The sequence below is a fragment of the Holdemania sp. 1001302B_160321_E10 genome (assembly GCF_015552275.1).
Taxonomy (GTDB): domain Bacteria; phylum Bacillota_I; class Bacilli_A; order Erysipelotrichales; family Erysipelotrichaceae; genus Holdemania.
Map to the genome: position 1 here is coordinate 1 of NZ_JADNEM010000034.1, position 15,927 is coordinate 15,927.

15 protein-coding genes are annotated in these 15,927 nt (G+C 54.3%); 6 read left to right on the forward strand and 9 right to left on the reverse strand.

The window, feature by feature from the left end:
- Together I2D94_RS15375 and I2D94_RS15380 are read right to left on the reverse strand one after the other, a co-directional pair.
- Positions 1–176 (reverse strand): ATP-binding cassette domain-containing protein (locus tag I2D94_RS15375; RefSeq protein WP_195397555.1); only part of this gene is annotated, 176 nt, incomplete at its 3' end.
- 328 nt (positions 177–504) lie between these two features.
- Positions 505–1,350, reverse strand: coding sequence for a YitT family protein (locus I2D94_RS15380; protein ID WP_195397556.1), 846 nt, complete (start codon positions 1,348–1,350; stop codon positions 505–507).
- A gap of 102 nt (positions 1,351–1,452) precedes the next feature.
- Here I2D94_RS15380 and I2D94_RS15385 point away from each other — a divergent pair, with 102 nt between their 5' ends.
- Positions 1,453–1,902 (forward strand): VanZ family protein, encoded by a 450-nt coding sequence (locus I2D94_RS15385; protein WP_195397557.1) that lies wholly within the window; start codon positions 1,453–1,455, stop codon positions 1,900–1,902.
- A gap of 3 nt (positions 1,903–1,905) precedes the next feature.
- On the forward strand, positions 1,906–3,660 hold the full coding sequence (locus I2D94_RS15390; RefSeq protein ID WP_195397558.1) for a M3 family oligoendopeptidase: 1,755 nt from the start codon (positions 1,906–1,908) through the stop codon (positions 3,658–3,660).
- A gap of 203 nt (positions 3,661–3,863) precedes the next feature.
- Here the strand turns inward: I2D94_RS15390 and I2D94_RS15395 are convergent, their stop codons facing one another.
- Both I2D94_RS15395 and I2D94_RS15400 read right to left on the reverse strand, forming a co-directional pair.
- Positions 3,864–4,970: a hypothetical protein gene (locus tag I2D94_RS15395; RefSeq protein WP_195397559.1), complete on the reverse strand. Its 1,107-nt coding sequence runs from the start codon at positions 4,968–4,970 to the stop codon at positions 3,864–3,866.
- 40 nt (positions 4,971–5,010) lie between these two features.
- Complete coding sequence (locus I2D94_RS15400) at positions 5,011–5,541, reverse strand: hypothetical protein (protein ID WP_195397560.1); 531 nt, start codon at positions 5,539–5,541, stop codon at positions 5,011–5,013.
- A 204-nt stretch (positions 5,542–5,745) separates the two neighbouring features.
- Between I2D94_RS15400 and I2D94_RS15405 the strand changes: the two genes are divergently transcribed.
- The gene (locus tag I2D94_RS15405; protein ID WP_072685628.1) at positions 5,746–5,958 is read left to right on the forward strand and encodes a helix-turn-helix transcriptional regulator; all 213 of its coding nucleotides are present in this window, start codon (positions 5,746–5,748) and stop codon (positions 5,956–5,958) included.
- Positions 5,959–6,355: 397 nt separating this feature from the next.
- Entirely contained in the window at positions 6,356–7,660 is a 1,305-nt protein-coding gene (locus tag I2D94_RS15410; RefSeq protein ID WP_195397561.1) for an RNA-binding domain-containing protein, read from the forward strand.
- A 95-nt stretch (positions 7,661–7,755) separates the two neighbouring features.
- Here the strand turns inward: I2D94_RS15410 and I2D94_RS15415 are convergent, their stop codons facing one another.
- Positions 7,756–8,856, reverse strand: coding sequence for an ABC transporter ATP-binding protein (locus I2D94_RS15415; RefSeq protein WP_195397562.1), 1,101 nt, complete (start codon positions 8,854–8,856; stop codon positions 7,756–7,758).
- Positions 8,856–10,556: an alpha-glucosidase gene (locus I2D94_RS15420; protein ID WP_195397563.1), complete on the reverse strand. Its 1,701-nt coding sequence runs from the start codon at positions 10,554–10,556 to the stop codon at positions 8,856–8,858. Before I2D94_RS15420 ends, I2D94_RS15415 begins: the two co-directional genes overlap by 1 nt.
- A 197-nt stretch (positions 10,557–10,753) precedes the next feature.
- On the opposite strand from I2D94_RS15420, the gene I2D94_RS15425 reads away from it, so the two are divergent.
- Positions 10,754–11,887 (forward strand): DUF6348 family protein, encoded by a 1,134-nt coding sequence (locus tag I2D94_RS15425; RefSeq protein WP_195397564.1) that lies wholly within the window; start codon positions 10,754–10,756, stop codon positions 11,885–11,887.
- A gap of 438 nt (positions 11,888–12,325) precedes the next feature.
- Positions 12,326–12,589, forward strand: a complete 264-nt coding sequence (locus tag I2D94_RS15430; RefSeq protein ID WP_072685623.1) for a helix-turn-helix domain-containing protein — start codon at positions 12,326–12,328, stop codon at positions 12,587–12,589.
- A gap of 142 nt (positions 12,590–12,731) precedes the next feature.
- Here the strand turns inward: I2D94_RS15430 and I2D94_RS15435 are convergent, their stop codons facing one another.
- From I2D94_RS15435 to I2D94_RS15445, 3 genes are read right to left on the reverse strand one after another with little or no spacing between them, the layout of a single operon-like run.
- Positions 12,732–13,508 carry a ChbG/HpnK family deacetylase gene (locus I2D94_RS15435; RefSeq protein WP_195397565.1) on the reverse strand — a complete coding sequence of 259 codons (777 nt, stop codon included), beginning with the start codon at positions 13,506–13,508 and terminating at the stop codon, positions 12,732–12,734.
- A 16-nt stretch (positions 13,509–13,524) separates the two neighbouring features.
- Positions 13,525–14,700 (reverse strand): N-acetylglucosamine-6-phosphate deacetylase, encoded by a 1,176-nt coding sequence (locus I2D94_RS15440; RefSeq protein ID WP_195397566.1) that lies wholly within the window; start codon positions 14,698–14,700, stop codon positions 13,525–13,527.
- Positions 14,697–15,911, reverse strand: a complete 1,215-nt coding sequence (locus I2D94_RS15445) for an N-acetylglucosamine-6-phosphate deacetylase (RefSeq protein WP_195397567.1) — start codon at positions 15,909–15,911, stop codon at positions 14,697–14,699. Before I2D94_RS15445 ends, I2D94_RS15440 begins: the two co-directional genes overlap by 4 nt.
- Between the last annotated feature and the right edge of the window lie 16 nt (positions 15,912–15,927).

Here is a 15,927-nt window from a genome sequence, read left to right on the forward strand (position 1 = left end):
ACCTTGCCTTTGGTCGGGATTTCCTCGCCGTCCAGCAGCTTGATCAGCGTCGATTTGCCCGAGCCGGTCGGCCCGATAATATAGACAAACTCCCCCTGATCAATTTTCAAGTTAATATTGTAAAGGGCGTTTACGCCATTTTTATATGTTTTTGCGATATGTTTCAATTCCAGCATTTTCCGCACCTCATTTGTTCTTATTATATCATGGGTTAATCTTTCCATATAGAATAAAAATGTTTGGGATTTCTTACATTTTAACCACCGTTCAATATTACTTTATTATTAGCTCGCCGCATTGTCCTGTTAAGCCCAATTCGCTGAAACCCAAAATGAAGCCGGAATGGACTTCGCGGGAACAAAAAAGGCGCGTCTTCCTTTTCGCGCCGCTTCTGTTTCCTTTTTCATTTACACTGCACTTCCATGATCCCAAGGCGTTTTCCCATCGTTTTTGCGGATTCAACAGACTTATGACCGGCTTATATCCTGAGCTTTCAGCACTTCCCTAGACCTTGAATTCCAATGTGAAGCCTTCTCCATGCACATCCGTTGCGTCGCTGGTAATCATAAAGGCGTTTTCGTCAAACCGGTTGACCAGTTCCAGCAGCTTCGGATATTCCTTCTTTTCCACAACGACCAGAATCACCTTGCGGAGTGCTCCGGTATAACCGCCCGTCGCGTCGCTCAGCGTCGTTCCCCGATCCAGCTCGGATTGGATCGCGGCATTGATCTGCGCGTGCGCCTCCGAAATGATTTGCACAGCCTTCGCGTTGCCGCCGCCCAGCGTCAGCATCTTGTCGATCCCAAACGAGGTGCCCCAGACGGAAATAAAGCCGATCAGCACTGCTTCCAGACCATAGGTGAACAAGCCCAGTCCGACTGTCAGCGCGTCGGTGATCAACACCAGTGTTGAAATCTTAATCCCGGTATATTTGTTGACGATTAACGGCGGAATATCCATCCCTCCGGTACTCGCGCCGGTCCGCAGCACCAGCCCTATACCGACACCCGCCAGCAGTCCGCCATAGAGCGAAGCCAGGATGGGATCCAGCTGCAGCAGCGGGACAAACGGCGTGATGATCGTCAAATAGACCGGATACACCAGCGAACTGATCACTGTTTTCACGGCAAAGTCTTTTCCCAGAAACACCGTGCCCAGCACAAACATCCCCAGCACCAGACCGTTGACCATCAGCGTCGGTTCAATATGAAACACCGGCTGCAAAGCGACCGCGATGCCGGCCACGCCGCCGGAAAGAATATTATAGGGTAAGATAAACATCGCGACGGCCAGCGCCAGCATAAAATTGCCGATCAGAACCCAGGGCAGGTCCCGGACCATTTTCTTCATTTCCAAAAGCGATTCCTCCTTCACTGTCGTTTCATTATATCATGGTTCTTTCTTTACCGGAAAAGTTGGTTTATAATACAGGAAGTCAGAAAGGAGCGGAAGATGAAAAAGAAAAGTTGTTGGCTGCTTGTCGTTTTAATGGTAATCTTTATTTTTTCCAATTCCGCTGCTTCCGCCGGCACGTCCAACGGCATGAGCCTGACGGTCAGCGAATGGGTCCGGCCGGTATTGGATACCGTCGGCCTGCATCCGGAAACGGATTTTTTAAACTTCGTGATCCGCAAGCTGGCGCACTTCAGCGAATATGCTTTGTTGGGCTGCCTGATCGCCGCCGCCTACCGGCTTCAGCCCTGGTCGTGGATGAAGGGCAAAGCGGCGCTGCTGCCGTTTTTCATCATCCCGGTTCTGGATGAGAATCTGCAGCGGTTTTCCGCCGGCCGCAGCTGCGAGCTGCGGGATATGCTGATCGACAGCGCGGGGATGGCCGCCGGCATGTTCCTGGCGATCGTCTTGCTGGGAATTGTACGGCATCCGAAAAAACAGGAGGATTAACAAATGAAAGAATGGAATTTGAACGATCTCTACACCGGCTATGACAGCGAAGCCTTCCAACAGGATTTCGCCGCCTTGGACACCCACATCAACGCGATGAACGCGCTGGCGGAAAGCCTCAATCAGCGCGATCCGCACTCGACGCTGAAAGCGATCATTGAACAGCTGTCCGCCTACCAGACGCTGACCCGCCGGCTGGGCGCATATCTCTCGCTGCGCCAGTCCGCCAACACCGCCGATCAGCAAACCGTTTCCATGAATTCCCGCTTTCAGATCAAGACCAGCCAGTCGGCGCTGGCTTCAACCCGCTTTCAGAAATGGATCGCGGCGCAGGATCTGGACGCGCTGATCCCCAGCGACCCGCTGTTTCAGCAGCATGCCTTCTGGCTGCAGGAAATCCGCAGCCATGCCGCGCATACGTTAAGCGACGAGGTCGAGGACGCGATCGGAAAGATGGAGCTGAACGGTTCCAACGCCTGGGCACAGCTGCAGGAATACATGACCTCGACGGTCGCCGTCACGATGGACGGTCAGGATTATACGTTATCCTCGATCCGCAACCTCGCTTACAGCACCGATCCAACCGTTCGTAAAAAAGCCTATGAAGCGGAATTAAAAGCTTATGATAAAATCAAGGACGCCGTCTGCTTCGCGCTGAATTCGATCAAAGGCGAAGCGAACACCGTCAGCGAGCTGCGTCACTTCGATTCCGTCCTGGACATGACGCTGTTCAATTCCCGCATGCGGAAGGAAACGCTGGACGCAATGTTCACGGCGATTGACGAAGCGCTGCCGCGCTTCCACGCTTATCTGCGGCATAAAGCAGAGCTGCTCGGCTACACCGACGGCCTGCCGTTTTACGAACTGTTCGCCTTGATGGGCAAAAGCACCCGCACCTTCACTACCGATGAAGCGAAAGCGTATCTGATCCAGAACTTCACGCCATTCTCCAAGGATGTCGCCGGGATCATCGAGCGTGCCTTCGACGAGGAGTGGATCGACTTCTTCCCGCGCAAGGGCAAGGTCGGCGGTGCTTTCTGCTGCAACCTGCCGATGCTGAAGCAGAGCCGCGTGCTGACCAACTTTGACGGTTCGCTCAGCGACGTCGTCACGCTGGCGCACGAGCTGGGTCACGCCTATCACGGCCACCGGATTGAAAACCACAGTCCGCTGAACACCCGCTATTCGATGCCGGTCGCGGAAACCGCCTCAACCTTTAATGAAACGGTCATCATGAACGCTGCGATCCGCGACGCTGCCAGCGACGAGGAAAAGATGATGTTGATCGAAAGCACGCTGCAGGATGTTACGCAGGTCATCTGCGATATCTACTCCCGCTATCTGTTCGAAACGGAGGTTGTGGAAAAGCGCAAGGATGGCTTCCTGTTCAGCGACGATCTGGAAGACATCATGCTGCGGGCACAGAAGAAAGCCTACGGCACGGGTCTCGATCACAGCCAGCTGCATCCATATATGTGGATCTGCAAGAGCCATTATTACGACGCCGGCTTAAACTTCTACAATTTCCCATACGCCTTCGGCTGCCTGTTTGCCAAGGGTCTGTACGCGCAGTATCAGAAGGAAGGCCCGGCCTTTGTCGATAAGTACAACCGCCTGTTGGAAGCGACGACCGTCAGCAGTGTCGAGGACGTGGCGGCAATGGCGGGCATCGACATCACCAAGCCGGATTTCTGGCGCGATTCTCTGGCGATTGTGGAGACCATGATCGACGAATTCATCGCCCTGTCCGCCAAGTAAGCAACATCGGTTAAGCATTCCTTTTCACAAAACGAAGCTGGATCCGATTCCAATTCTTTTTAAACAAAATCCGTTTCTTACCCAATCTGCATTGGGAAAAGGAACGGATTTTTTCTTTATCCCCTTCTGGCCTGACGAAGGTCAAAACATCCTCGATCCGAATGGATTTCCGCTTTTCCCGGATCGGCTTCGACGAAAAAGATTTATGCAGCGGCCCGGTTGATCCCTTTGATCAGCACCGCCATCCCCGCTTCCCTCTTTAACGTTTCCCAATCCAATTCCTGCCCACCCAGATAGTCAAGCAGCGTTGGATCCAGTTCTTCCATCAGTACGATTCCGGAATTCATCAACGATGCGATCAACGTCCGCAGTTTCAGCCGCCGGACTTTTCCCACGCATTCCATCCCGTTGAAATCCCGGACACACCGCGTCCGCCACTTCTTCCGGCTGCGGTGCCATTCCAGGCAGAACCAGCCGCGCTCTAACCTGGACAGAACGATATACGTTTCATCCTCCCGCTTCACGATATACCCCGGCACCCACTTGATATACTGATCCTTACCCTGGGTCTGGCAATAATCCGCATAGGCGATTTCATGAGCGGCGGCGCGGTGGACGAGTTCCAGCCGGGTTTTCCCCTGATAGACGGCCGGATGGGCAAAATCAGCGAAATAACCGCGGCGGCCGCAGAAAAACAGATTCCATCCCGCATCCTCTATGTACGCGCGGTATTGATGACAGAGCCGGATTAACCGCAGTTTCCCGGGGATAAATTCCTGCAGATACCACAGATCATGATCAATTTCAAGGATATCCCCCTTCTCCCAAAGCAGCGGCACATTGAGATAGGGATGATAAATATGATCCAGCTGAGAAATCAATACAAGATGTTTCTGAATCCGGCGCAGATCATGCCGTTCTACGGGAATCGGTTTATTTTGCAGCAGTTCCGCTCTCAGCGTCACATTGTGCTTCAAATCAATATAGGTTTGCTTCCCCAGCGGATGATCTCTGGCCAGCATTGTTGTCTGATATTCCCGCAGACCGGAATATGGACTGGACGAACAGGCTTTAGCTGTCAATTCCTGTTTTATCCTGGCAAGAATCAGATATGGACGAATTCGATGGGCCGGATCAATTTTCGCCAGTTCTTCCGATGGCAGCGGCATCTGCGCCCATACCAGAAAGCCCGGCTCACATTGTTCAAACCAGATTTGTTGTTGATTCGCGATTGAAATTGCAGCATTTTCCCGCGGAGATTTTCGCTGAAAAAACTGATGAAGCCAGATCCAGAATTTTTTTGTCATCATTGTCCTTTACCCATTTGAAACGTGGTTGCTGATCCCTGATTTATAAGGGATGTTCATCCGAATACCCTGTTTTATTTTCCGGCTTGGTATGATCCCGCAGCAGAGTATCCAGGGAATCCACTTCCAGCAATTCCATCAGATGTTCCAGATCCAGACTGTCCATCGCCGGATAAGCGGCGTCTTCAATCGCCTGAAGATCTTCAAAAGTAAAATAAGACCGCTCAGCCAGATCCTGCATCGTGATCGCTTTCGCTTCCCGCCATTGCCTGAGCTTCAATCCCAGCAGCTTTGCGGTCGCGTTATTCTCCATTGGGCTGATCCGGCCTTTCAAGGCCTCCCGCATTTGTTTGAGAAAGTCCGCTTCAGCTTGGATCTCAGCCAGCCCCGAGCGGTGCCGCAGCTGCAGCCAGCTTTGTTTACGTTGAAGAAAAGTCAGCTTGTTCTCCACAAACTCCAGCAGCTGCTTCAAAAGGCGGACGTCGTCCAGCACCTCCAGCATCCGCAAAAGCATCCGTTTCTGTTCCCATTCTCTGACGAAATGCACAATTCCGCCAGCTTTCTTTTCCGCCATTTTCTCACGCCCTCAATTTCTTCTGAGTTAATCTTATCATATTTCCTGTCATTATGCCACGTTTCCAACTTTTTTGAGTTTGCAAATGAGATTGAATCCTTCCTGCGCCGCCGGATCAGACTAGTTTTAGGTGTCTTGTATTATACCTATAAATTATACCGCTTTCACGCTAAAATGCAAAGGAACAAAGGAGGTTTCTGGCTGATGATTGTTTATGACAACCTTTGGAAAACCATGAAGAAACGGGGGTTAAGCTGTTATCGACTGACCCTGGATTACGGTATTCCCAAATCACTGCTCAACCGGATGAAGAAGAATGCCGTCGTTAAAACAACCTCCCTGGACGATCTGTGCAAAGCACTTGATTGTCAGCTTCAGGATATCGTGGAATTCATTCCTGATTCTGACTCTGATTAATCCGTCAGCGTCTTGCAAAATTCGTTTCAAATTCCAGCCTGAGCCGCTGGTTTTTTTTATTCTTTATTCTGTTTTAAAGTGCTTCTATCATAAAGCGCTTCTCCCTTCAAGCTCCTCTGTTGATTTTCGCCTGACGCTGTGCTTAACAGCGAGCTTCGAATTCGTCGTTTTCTAATAGAATCAACTAGAATCAACCGGTATGTTTCAAGGATTCATCGGTGTGCCTCCGCTGAAGCCGCCCCTTTTTTTCTGCGTCAATGATGCTCCGCGTTTTGCCAGCGTGCTTGTCCGCAGCTTTGCTTTGGGAAGGGGTCGATCTTTTTTAACAAAATGATCAGGAATACTGGAAATCCCGTCGGGAATAGACTACTGTAAAGACAGAAAGGGGGGATCGTTCATGATTGAACTGGCACAGCTGGCCCGGTATCGGGAAAACAACCGGCTGGAAGCGAAACGGGCCCAGGGCGGCTTGCCGCACAGTCTGTGGGAAACATATTCAGCCTTCGCCAACACAGTCGGCGGAGCGCTGCTTTTGGGTGTGATCGAAACGCCGGAAAAATATTTTCAGTCCGTGCCGCTGGCCGATCCGCAGAAGCTGGCCGAGCAATTCTGGCATATCGTCGCCAATCCCGAGCTGGTCAGCGTCAACCTGCTTTTGAGGGAACAGGTCCAGATTGTCACAGCGCAGGACCACCCGATCGTACTGATTGAAATTCCGCGGGCGCTGGCTTGCCAGAAACCGGTATTTCTGGGCTCCTCGCCCTTTTCCGGAACCTATCGGCGAGGTGGGGAAGGAGATTACCGGTGCCAGATCAGCGAGGTTCAGATCATGATGGAAAACCGGTTTCGGGAACTGCCCGACGGAGCGCCGGTCGTTTCCGCCGTGCTGGACGATTTCAAGCCGTCCTCCATTCAAGCTTACCGGCAGCGCTACCGGCAGGCGCATCCCCATTCTCCATGGAATGCCATCTGCGAGTTAAGCTTCCTGCTTCAGGTCAACGCGGTTTATTTCGCGATGGACGGCAGTCTGCATCCAACCTGGGCCGGCTTGTTGATGTTCGGCAGGCAAGAAGCCCTGGCCCGCGCCTTCCCCGGCTTACAGCTGAACAACCTGCTGGAAACCCGCCGGCAGGAAGACAACGCCTGCGACTTCTATTTCTCCGCCCGCCGGCAATTACAAAGCCAGCACCCCAAAGACATCGCCTGGGCGATCAACGAGGCGTTAGTCAACGCGCTGGCGCACGCCGACTATCAGGATCATCCGCAGATTGAAATCCGCGCCGATTCCCAAGAGATTCAGGTCGTCAACCGCGGCCAGCTGAGACGTCCATCCATGCCGGCCAACCCCGTTCTCTACCAGATGTTCCATCTGATCAAAGCGGCGGACGGACGGGGCACCGGGCTTTTGCGGATTGAAGCGATCTGGAAGCAGAAAGGCTGGTCAGCTCCGGAGCTGACCGATAAACCGCAGCGCCGCGAAGTATTGTTCCGGCTGCCGGTTTCCCGCAAAGTTCAAAAACGTCAGACCTTGCAGCAGCGTGTGCTGGATCTGATCACAACGGAAATTGAGGTTGCCCCGGATCAGATTGAATCACAGCTCAGACTGACGAAGACGCAGACTGAAAATCTTTTGCAGGCGCTGCTGGAACAGGACCTGATCGAACAGAATCCCGCATCGCTGCGCTACCATTTAAAAGCCTGAGCGCCGCAGCCTGTCCACGTTAAAAAACGAGCCTTCTCCCTTGGAGGGAGCGCTCGTTTTTTCATCTTTCCGTTTCACTTAGATCAAATCTTTCTTCACTTTGAAAAGGGAATGGCAGCGTGAGATAACCGCCGGCCGGTTTCCGGATCGAAAAAGTGCAGTGCGGACGCCGCAGCGCTCAGAATGACCCGGTCGCCGATCTGACTGTTCGCGCCTTCCGGCAGACTGAATTCCACCAGCCTTCCGCCCAGACTGCCCGAACCAAAACACTGCGCCCCAATCCAGTGAAATTGTTCGATCACCGCTTCGCCTCTCAGCGCCGCTTCTGCCTCAGGCTGCGAAGCTGGGCCGATCATTCTGGCCCGCAGCTGTTGAGGACGCACGCCGATCACCACAGTGTCCGCGCCGGCCGGCCAGACTATCCGCGAAGGCTGAAAGAACGATTGAGGAGCAGCGATGCGGACTGTCCACAGATTGATCGGACGTTCGCCGATAAACTGCGCCGCAAACAGCGTGGCGGGCTGGGTGACGATCCGCTGTGGGATATCGTTCTGTTCGATCCGGCCCTGATTCATCACGACCAGCCGGTCCGCGAGGTTCAGCGCCTCACTTTGATCATGCGTCACCATCAGCGCCGTCTGTCCGCGCTGCCGGCATAACCGCAGAATTTCATCCTGCAGCTGTAAGCGCAGCTGCCGATCCAGCGAGCTGAGCGGCTCATCCATCAACAGCACCGCCGCTTCCTTAAGCAGCGCCCGTCCCAGCGCAACCCGCTGCCGCTGGCCGCCGGAAAGGGTGCGGGCCTTGCGCTCAAGCAAATCTTCCAGCTGCAGCTGCCGGGCGATCGCTTCGATCTGCGAGCGGTGAGCGCGGCGGTCAAGGTTCTTCTTCGCCAGACCGAACGCCAGGTTCTCCGCGACGCTCAGCCACGGAAACAGCGCGCTGGATTGAAACATCATCGCCACATCCCGATCCTGCGGCCGCTGTCCGTCAACCGCCTGCCCCCGGATCCGGATTGTTCCCTCATCGGGCGTTTCCAGCCCCGCGATCATCCGCAGCGTCGTCGTTTTCCCGCAGCCGGAAGGTCCGACCAGCACGCCCAGCTCCCCCTCTTTCAGCGTCAGGCTGAACTGATCTACCGCCTGCACGCCGCCGGGATACTGCTTGGAGATTGCGGTTAATTCCAGCATGTTCATCAGGAATCCTCCCGCCGCAGCCAGACCCGCGCTTCATACGGCCGCAGCGCCCCGGCAAAACCGGGATCGGAATAATTATCAAAGACACATTCGCCCCGCTCCTCAGGCAAGGAAAACGGAATCGTTTCCCCGCGGAAGTTGCACACAACCCAGGCTTCTTCCGTGGCGGTGAACCGGCGGTACATAAACAAATCCGGATGCTCCGGCTCGACGAACTCAAACCCGCCGTACACAAACAGCTGCTTGCCCACCTCGCTTAAGCGCAGCTGGATTAACCGCCGCGTCAGATTCAGCACGGAATAGGGATCGGCCTGCTGGGCGGCAACGTTGATTTCCCGATAATTGCCGATCACTTTCTCCGCCGGTTCGACCGTGGAAAACCCGGCATACGTCTCCGCGCTCCACTGCATCGGCGTGCGCGCGTTGACCCGCGAGGTTCGCCGTTCATATTCCAGGATCTGTTCCTCGCTCAACCGGGAGCGGGCTTCTTTTACGTAATTGGCGACCCATACGTCGTGGAAATCCTCCAGACTTGAATAATCGACGTTGGTCATGCCGATCTCCTCGCCATTGTAAAGAAACGGCGTCCCCTTCATCAATAACAGCGCCGCTTCCAGCATCGAAGCCGACTCGCGGTGATAGCGGATCGGATCGCCGTATTGGCTGACCACCCGCGGCAGATCGTGATTCATCCAGTAAATCGCCGGCCAGGCTCGTTCCCCCAGCCCCTCGTACCAACGAGCGAACACCTGTTTCAGCTGGCGGACGTCGACGTGCCGGTCCGCCTCGGTGATGATCTCCTTGCCTTCCAAACCGTTGCACCAGCAGTGATCGAATGTAAACACCATGTTGAAGGCTCCGGTTTCCTTGTCTGCGTAATTCAGCGCCATCTGCGGACTTGCGCCGCCGCCAACCTCGCCGATTGTCAGACAGTCCCGGCCCGCCAAGACCGTCTGCTTGAACTCCTGCAGGTAATCGAACAACGCCGGCAGATTGGAGAACTTCGACCAGTCCGCGGCCAGCCCCTGCGCGTTCACCGGCAGTTCGCTGTCCTGAAATTCAGGATCCCGGGCTAAATGCGCCACCGCATCGACGCGGAAACCGTCGATTCCCATATCCAGCCATTGCCGCGCGACCGCCTCCATGCGCTGCCGCAGGATCGGATTCGCCCAGTTCAGATCCGGCATTTTCTGTGAAAAGATCTTCATGTAATACTGGCCTGCCTGCTCGTCATAGGCCCAGGCGGAATCAGCGAAGAAACTCGCCCAGTTGGTTGGCGGCTGAGGACGTCCTGCGGCGTCATAGCGCGGCTCTTTCCAGATATAGAAAGCATGTTCCGGGCTGTCCGGATGCGCGCGGGCTTCAATAAACCACGGATGTTCGTCTGAGGTGTGGTTTAAAATCAAATCCAGAATAATCCGCAGACCCCGCCGGTGCGCCTGAGCGATCAGCTCCCGCACATCCGCCAAGGTTCCAAACATCGGATTGACGTCCAGAAAATCGCTGACGTCATAGCCGTTATCATCCATCGGCGATGGGTAAAACGGACCGATCCACAACAGCGTCACGCCCAGCGCCTTGAAATAATCCAGCTTGGCGATGATGCCGCGCAGATCGCCGATTCCATCATGATTACTGTCATAAAATGTCTTCGGCAGGATCTGATAACCGACCGCTTCCTTCCACCACGTCTTTTCCATCCTGCTCCTCCTTCGCGCTTGATCCCGCTGTCTTCTTTCCAGATTTCACCCTGCGGATCCTTTCCTGTCGTGGATCCGCTCCGCTCACTCTTTTTCTTCATTATAAAAATAATTCCCCCCGACTTCAAGAAAACCCGGTTTTTCCTTGCGGAAATTCCGGTTGGGGCGCTACAATAAAAAGGTTGAGGAGTGAATTCATGGAAAATCAATCATTTGAAAGAGAAAACGCCCGGCTGCTTCAGCAGCTGAGCACTGTCTGCGGAACGATGGAGCACAACGAAATCCAAAACGGACAGCTCGTATTTGAGCGCTGGAACCTGCGGGTATCCGCCCGCGTCGATGCCCTGGACGAGCGGGTCATGGCCGTCTGTACGTTTACGATCGAATGCCCGCGGTTTGACGAACCGGTCGTGGAATGCTGCGCGGGGGCGGGACAGGATCCGGATCAGGCGATCGGCGCGGCGGCCGCCAGCTTCTTATTCGGCATGATGGCGGCGGTGATCACCCTGATGCGGGGAGAATCCGTCCTGCAGCTGACCAGCGAGTTCGGCGGGAAAGAACGGAAATGGAACTGCATCCAGAGTGAGATCGTCGGTATGGGCCAGCCGCTGTCCGGCGATCACCGGCTGGATTTCTGGAACGCGTTGAAAAGCCAGCTGCCGCGAGTGCTCGGCAGCCGGAAGATCACGTTCATCAAGATCTATGGCGCGCGTCAGGCCGACGGCAGCGTTACGGCGGAATGCCGCGTCAACGACGTTGTCTGCCGGTTTTTAAGCGAAGCACTGGCCCGGATTGTGGAAAAGTGGGACAATACACAGTTTGTTTCCCGCAAACAAATCTTTATATTAGAACAGGATCCTGAGCATTCTGCCGTTTTCCCGTATACCAAGCAACAGATTACAGAAGCGACGATCAAAGCGATGCGGCTGTTTCAGGCCTGCGACACGGCTGAGAAGCTGGGACGCTATGGACAAATCCTGAGTAAAGATCTCAACGACCCCTCCCTGGCCGAGCTGTTCCGGTTCTTTCTGCCGGAAATCTGCGCGGAAAACGCCTTTTCTGAATTGATCGTCGACGAACAGCTGACGCTGTATTGCAAAAATCAGGTGATTCCCGTCACGCTTTTCCAGCTGACCGCCTATGCCTGGATGAAGGAAGCGGTCTACGCGGGGTTTGGCAGTGAGGAATTTGACAACGATCTGTTCCGGCAGCTGATCGGACTCAGCTCGTTGTATTCCCTTGTCTGTCAGCTGAAGCAGGACAAAGCAGACCTGAACGGCCAGACTGCCGCCCTGCAGTTCCACGCATCCGACACCTTCCAGTTGTTTTAAATCGCCCGTTCAGCCCGCTTCTTATCCAGCGGGCTTTTTTTGTATAAAAACCCTTCCTTTATTCTTCCTTTTTTCTTACTTCCTTTTTATCTAATTAATCGTACAATTTCTTCTTTCATCAGAAACCATCACCTCAATCTCACCGAAAGCAGAAACGAAGAATTAATTCATATAATTTTTACCTTTATTTATATACAAGTAATTCCAAGATTAATTAAACCATTTATTATTGCATTATTAAAATTACATCGTTGTTTAAAATAAACATACGCTCTCTTTTTATAGTCGTATTTAAGCGCAGATTGTAACGTTTAAAAAAAGTAACATAAAAATATGAAAAAGAAGAAAAAATCGAATGGAAAATCATTATTTATTCATCCAGTTTATTACCTTTTTGTTCAATTCCCGCTACAATAATCACGAAGGAAGTGAATAGTTATGAATGACGTCAATTATGTTGTTTTAGGCCGGCGTATCCGAATCCTGCGCAAGTACCGCCGGATGACTCAGGAACAGCTGGCCGAAGCCGCAGGTCTTTCCATCCAGCATCTCAGCAACGCGGAAAACGCCCGCACCAAGCTCGCCCACGCGAAAATCAAAAACATCGCCAACGCGCTGCATGTCTCTTTGGATGAATTGGCCGGCGACGGAATGGATCAAAAGCAAGTCCGGCCTGAAATAGCCGCGCTCTTTGAGGAATAAAGACAGCGCGTCAAAACGTCGGTTGTCATGAATTTCAAAGCCGTCAGCGCTTCTTCATCCGCAAGAATAAAAGAGCGGCCGCAGAATTTCTCCATGTGTCCGCTCATGTGAAAAAACGGCTCCCTGCGAAGCCGTTTTCTTCTTAATATTGGGTGATGTCGCGGAAAGAGATCAGCGCGATGTTCTTTTCTGCAAACCAGGCCTTCACTTCCGGGGCCATCGCCGCTTCCAGATCGTTGATCCGCACGTCGGTAAACGAGGACAGCCGGTAAATTTCCCGGTCGAGATAGCCGGGATGCAGCGTCACCAGCGACAGCGGCAGCTCCGCGATCCCGCCGAGATCTTCGGTAAAATACGCCGCCGGCTCCACTCCCTGATCATAAAAGGGATAGATTGAAGCGGCCCGCTGCGGCCGTTCTGTCAGTTTATGGTCGCGGTTTTCCAGATAGGACACATGCGGCAGATCGTACCGCTTTGCCAACAGCGCCATCGCTTCCAATAGATGCGGCGAACGAACCGCGTGCCCTTCCAGATATTCCGGACGGCGGCCCGTCAGCGTAATAAACCTGCGGATCTGCCCGTCCACCTCCGCCACCGCCTGATCCAGATCAGGAATCGGATCCCGGCCCGCGGCCAGTTCTGCCCGGTACATTTTAGAGCTGTGGAAATTGCCCTGCTCGTCGATCAGATCCGGAATCAATGCCGGATCGGCAGTCGGTTTTCCGACGACGATGTTGATATGCAGCCCCAGGCATAAGCCCTCGGCTTCGCGCAGCCAGCCCAGGGCGGCCGGTGCGGCCGGCATGTTGATCATCACACCGGTGCTGCGCACAATCCCTTCGCGGTACGCTTTTAAAATTCCCAGACTGATCGCTTCGGTAAATCCGTAATCGTCAGCCTTCACAAGACAACGTTTCATCGCACGCCATCCTCAATTAAGCGATCTTGCGCTTCATCGCTTCCGGATTGAACACTGAAGTGTCCTTTGCGCGGTCATAAACAATTCGCCCTTCGACCATCGTCAGCACGCATTCATAATCGTCGCTGATGACCGCCAGATCGGCGTTTTTGCCCTCAGCCAGCGATCCTGTGACCGGATCAAGCCCCAAGAAGCGGGCGGGATTGAGCGACGCCATCTGCACCGCGTCCTCCAGCGATACGCCAACGATGTTGACCAGCTGTCCGATATTATACAGCACCCACTTGCCGCTGCCGCAGATCCGGCCGTGCAGATCGAGAATCAGCCCCTTTTCATCGGCGATCATCTCTTTGTTGTAGCGCATGTAATGTCCCGTCGGCAAACCGGCGATATAATTGGAATCCGAAATCAGGCAGAACTTCTCGACCGGCTGCATCCGCAGGCAGATCTGGATCATTTCCTTGCAGACATGATTCAGGTCGGTGATCAGCTCGTAGCGCAGATTGTCTTCCAACAAATACTGGCCCAGCGCCCCGACATTACGATGATGAATGCCGCGCATCCCGTTGCACAGGTGCGTGACGATATCCAGACCGACCTCATCCATCGCTTTGCGGATATCCTCGGCATAGGCTTTCGTGTGCGCGGACGCGACTTTAATTCCCTTTTGATGAAGCAGGCGGATGACGTCGTAGGCCTTCGGCAGCTCCGGCGCGATCGCCATCATGACCATCTTGCCTTTGGCCTTGTCGATCAAGCGCCGGGCTTCCGCGACGTCCGGCAGCGGGTAATCCTCGCCGACCGTATTCTCGCCGCCGCGCGCCCAGAACGGACCTTCGGAATGCACGCCGTAAATCCGCGCGCCGTCCAGCGGCTGTCCGGTACAGTCGGCGATGGCCTCAAATGCTTCTTCCTTGGCGGTCGGCAGCACGCCGGTCACCCCGACCGACGCGACGGCCTTGGCAAATCCCTTCACGTCTTTCTCCTTCGCCGGATCGGTCATCGACCAGCCGCCGAAGCCGTGGTTATGAATATCAATGATGCCCGGGATGATCCGCTGATCTTCAAAATCAAGATCTGCCGGCCCCGCCGCCGGGCCGATCCGCACGATCTTACCGTCTTCAATCTCGATGACACCGTCAACGATGCCCTGCTCCGTGACGATCCGGCGCGAGCGCAGTACGGTCCTCATGCGTTTTCCTCGATCCGCATCTCGCGGTAGAATTCCGGGTTAAACAGATCGGTATCGGTCTGGCAGTCATACACCTTGCGGCCGCGCACATACGTGGCCACCGCCTGGTAATCGTCGGTGATGACGACGCAGTCAGCGTCCTTACCGACCTCCAGCGAACCCTTGCGGTCAGCCAGTCCATACTTCTTCGCCGGGTTGAGCGAAGCCATGCGGCTGACTGTGCTCATCGGCATGCCCAGCTTTTCCACCAGATTGCCGATGCCATAAAGCACCGGTTTGGAGCTGCCGCACAGCCGGCCGGTATCGCTCAGGCAGAAACCCTCCGGCGTAATCGAAATGATCATGCCCGGATGCCATCCCTTATATTGCCCGATCGGCGCTCCGGCCATCCCGGAACAATCGGAGATCATCATAAACCGCGACGGATCCTTCAGCTTGAAGTACAGCTTCAGCATTTCCAGACTGATATGCAGCCCGTCGCAGATGACTTCGCACTCGACGTTTTCATTATTTAAAGCCGCGCCCAGACCGCCGATATCGCGATGATGCAGTCCGGTCATGACGTTGCCGGTATGCGTCGCGACGCTGAGGCCCCGGGCATACGCCGCCATCGCTTCGTCATACGTGCAGTCGCTGTGAGCGTAGGCCAGCGTCACGCCTTCGGACAGGAAATAGTCGATGATCGGATCGATCCCCGGGATTTCCGGAGCCAGCGCAACCAGCTTCAGTTTGCCCTGACCATCGGCGACCATCTGCTTCGCCGTGGCCAGCGATACCTCCGGCCAGCCGGTGCGGATTCCTTTTTCCCCGACCCGGTTCAGCCATGGGCCTTCGCTGTGGATACCGACGATGTCCGCGCCTTCGTTGTTCTCGTCCGCCACTTCGCTGACGCTGCGGATCATGGAAACCGCGCAGGTTGGGAAAATGCTGGTGACGCCCTGAGAACCCAACGCCTTCAGATAATGCCGGATGATCGGTTTCTGCACCTGCGGATCCGCGCTGACCTGCCCGGATAAGCCGTAGCCATGCGTGCCGTGATTGTGGGTGTCAAAGATGCCCGGGATAATCCGCTGATTACCGTAATCCACCGCTTCGGCCAGAAGCTGCGGATCCTGCGTGAAGCCGGTAAGCTTGCCTGCTTCAATGATCATCGCGCCGGACTGCCACTGTCCGTTCCAGAGAATGCGTTCGCTTTTTAATATCGTTTTCATTATTTCTCCTTTATTA

Bases quoted from the DNA above. Each gene is read 5' to 3' on its own strand.
- I2D94_RS15380 (WP_195397556.1), bottom strand. From the start codon at position 1,350: ATGAAGAAAATGGTCCGGGACCTGCCCTGGGTTCTGATCGGCAATTTT.
- I2D94_RS15385 (WP_195397557.1), top strand. From the start codon at position 1,453: ATGAAAAAGAAAAGTTGTTGGCTGCTTGTCGTTTTAATGGTAATCTTT.
- I2D94_RS15390 (WP_195397558.1), top strand. From the start codon at position 1,906: ATGAAAGAATGGAATTTGAACGATCTCTACACCGGCTATGACAGCGAA.
- I2D94_RS15395 (WP_195397559.1), bottom strand. From the start codon at position 4,970: ATGATGACAAAAAAATTCTGGATCTGGCTTCATCAGTTTTTTCAGCGA.
- I2D94_RS15400 (WP_195397560.1), bottom strand. From the start codon at position 5,541: ATGGCGGAAAAGAAAGCTGGCGGAATTGTGCATTTCGTCAGAGAATGG.
- I2D94_RS15405 (WP_072685628.1), top strand. From the start codon at position 5,746: ATGATTGTTTATGACAACCTTTGGAAAACCATGAAGAAACGGGGGTTA.
- I2D94_RS15410 (WP_195397561.1), top strand. From the start codon at position 6,356: ATGATTGAACTGGCACAGCTGGCCCGGTATCGGGAAAACAACCGGCTG.
- I2D94_RS15415 (WP_195397562.1), bottom strand. From the start codon at position 8,856: ATGAACATGCTGGAATTAACCGCAATCTCCAAGCAGTATCCCGGCGGC.
- I2D94_RS15420 (WP_195397563.1), bottom strand. From the start codon at position 10,556: ATGGAAAAGACGTGGTGGAAGGAAGCGGTCGGTTATCAGATCCTGCCG.
- I2D94_RS15425 (WP_195397564.1), top strand. From the start codon at position 10,754: ATGGAAAATCAATCATTTGAAAGAGAAAACGCCCGGCTGCTTCAGCAG.
- I2D94_RS15430 (WP_072685623.1), top strand. From the start codon at position 12,326: ATGAATGACGTCAATTATGTTGTTTTAGGCCGGCGTATCCGAATCCTG.
- I2D94_RS15435 (WP_195397565.1), bottom strand. From the start codon at position 13,508: ATGAAACGTTGTCTTGTGAAGGCTGACGATTACGGATTTACCGAAGCG.
- I2D94_RS15440 (WP_195397566.1), bottom strand. From the start codon at position 14,700: ATGAGGACCGTACTGCGCTCGCGCCGGATCGTCACGGAGCAGGGCATC.
- I2D94_RS15445 (WP_195397567.1), bottom strand. From the start codon at position 15,911: ATGAAAACGATATTAAAAAGCGAACGCATTCTCTGGAACGGACAGTGG.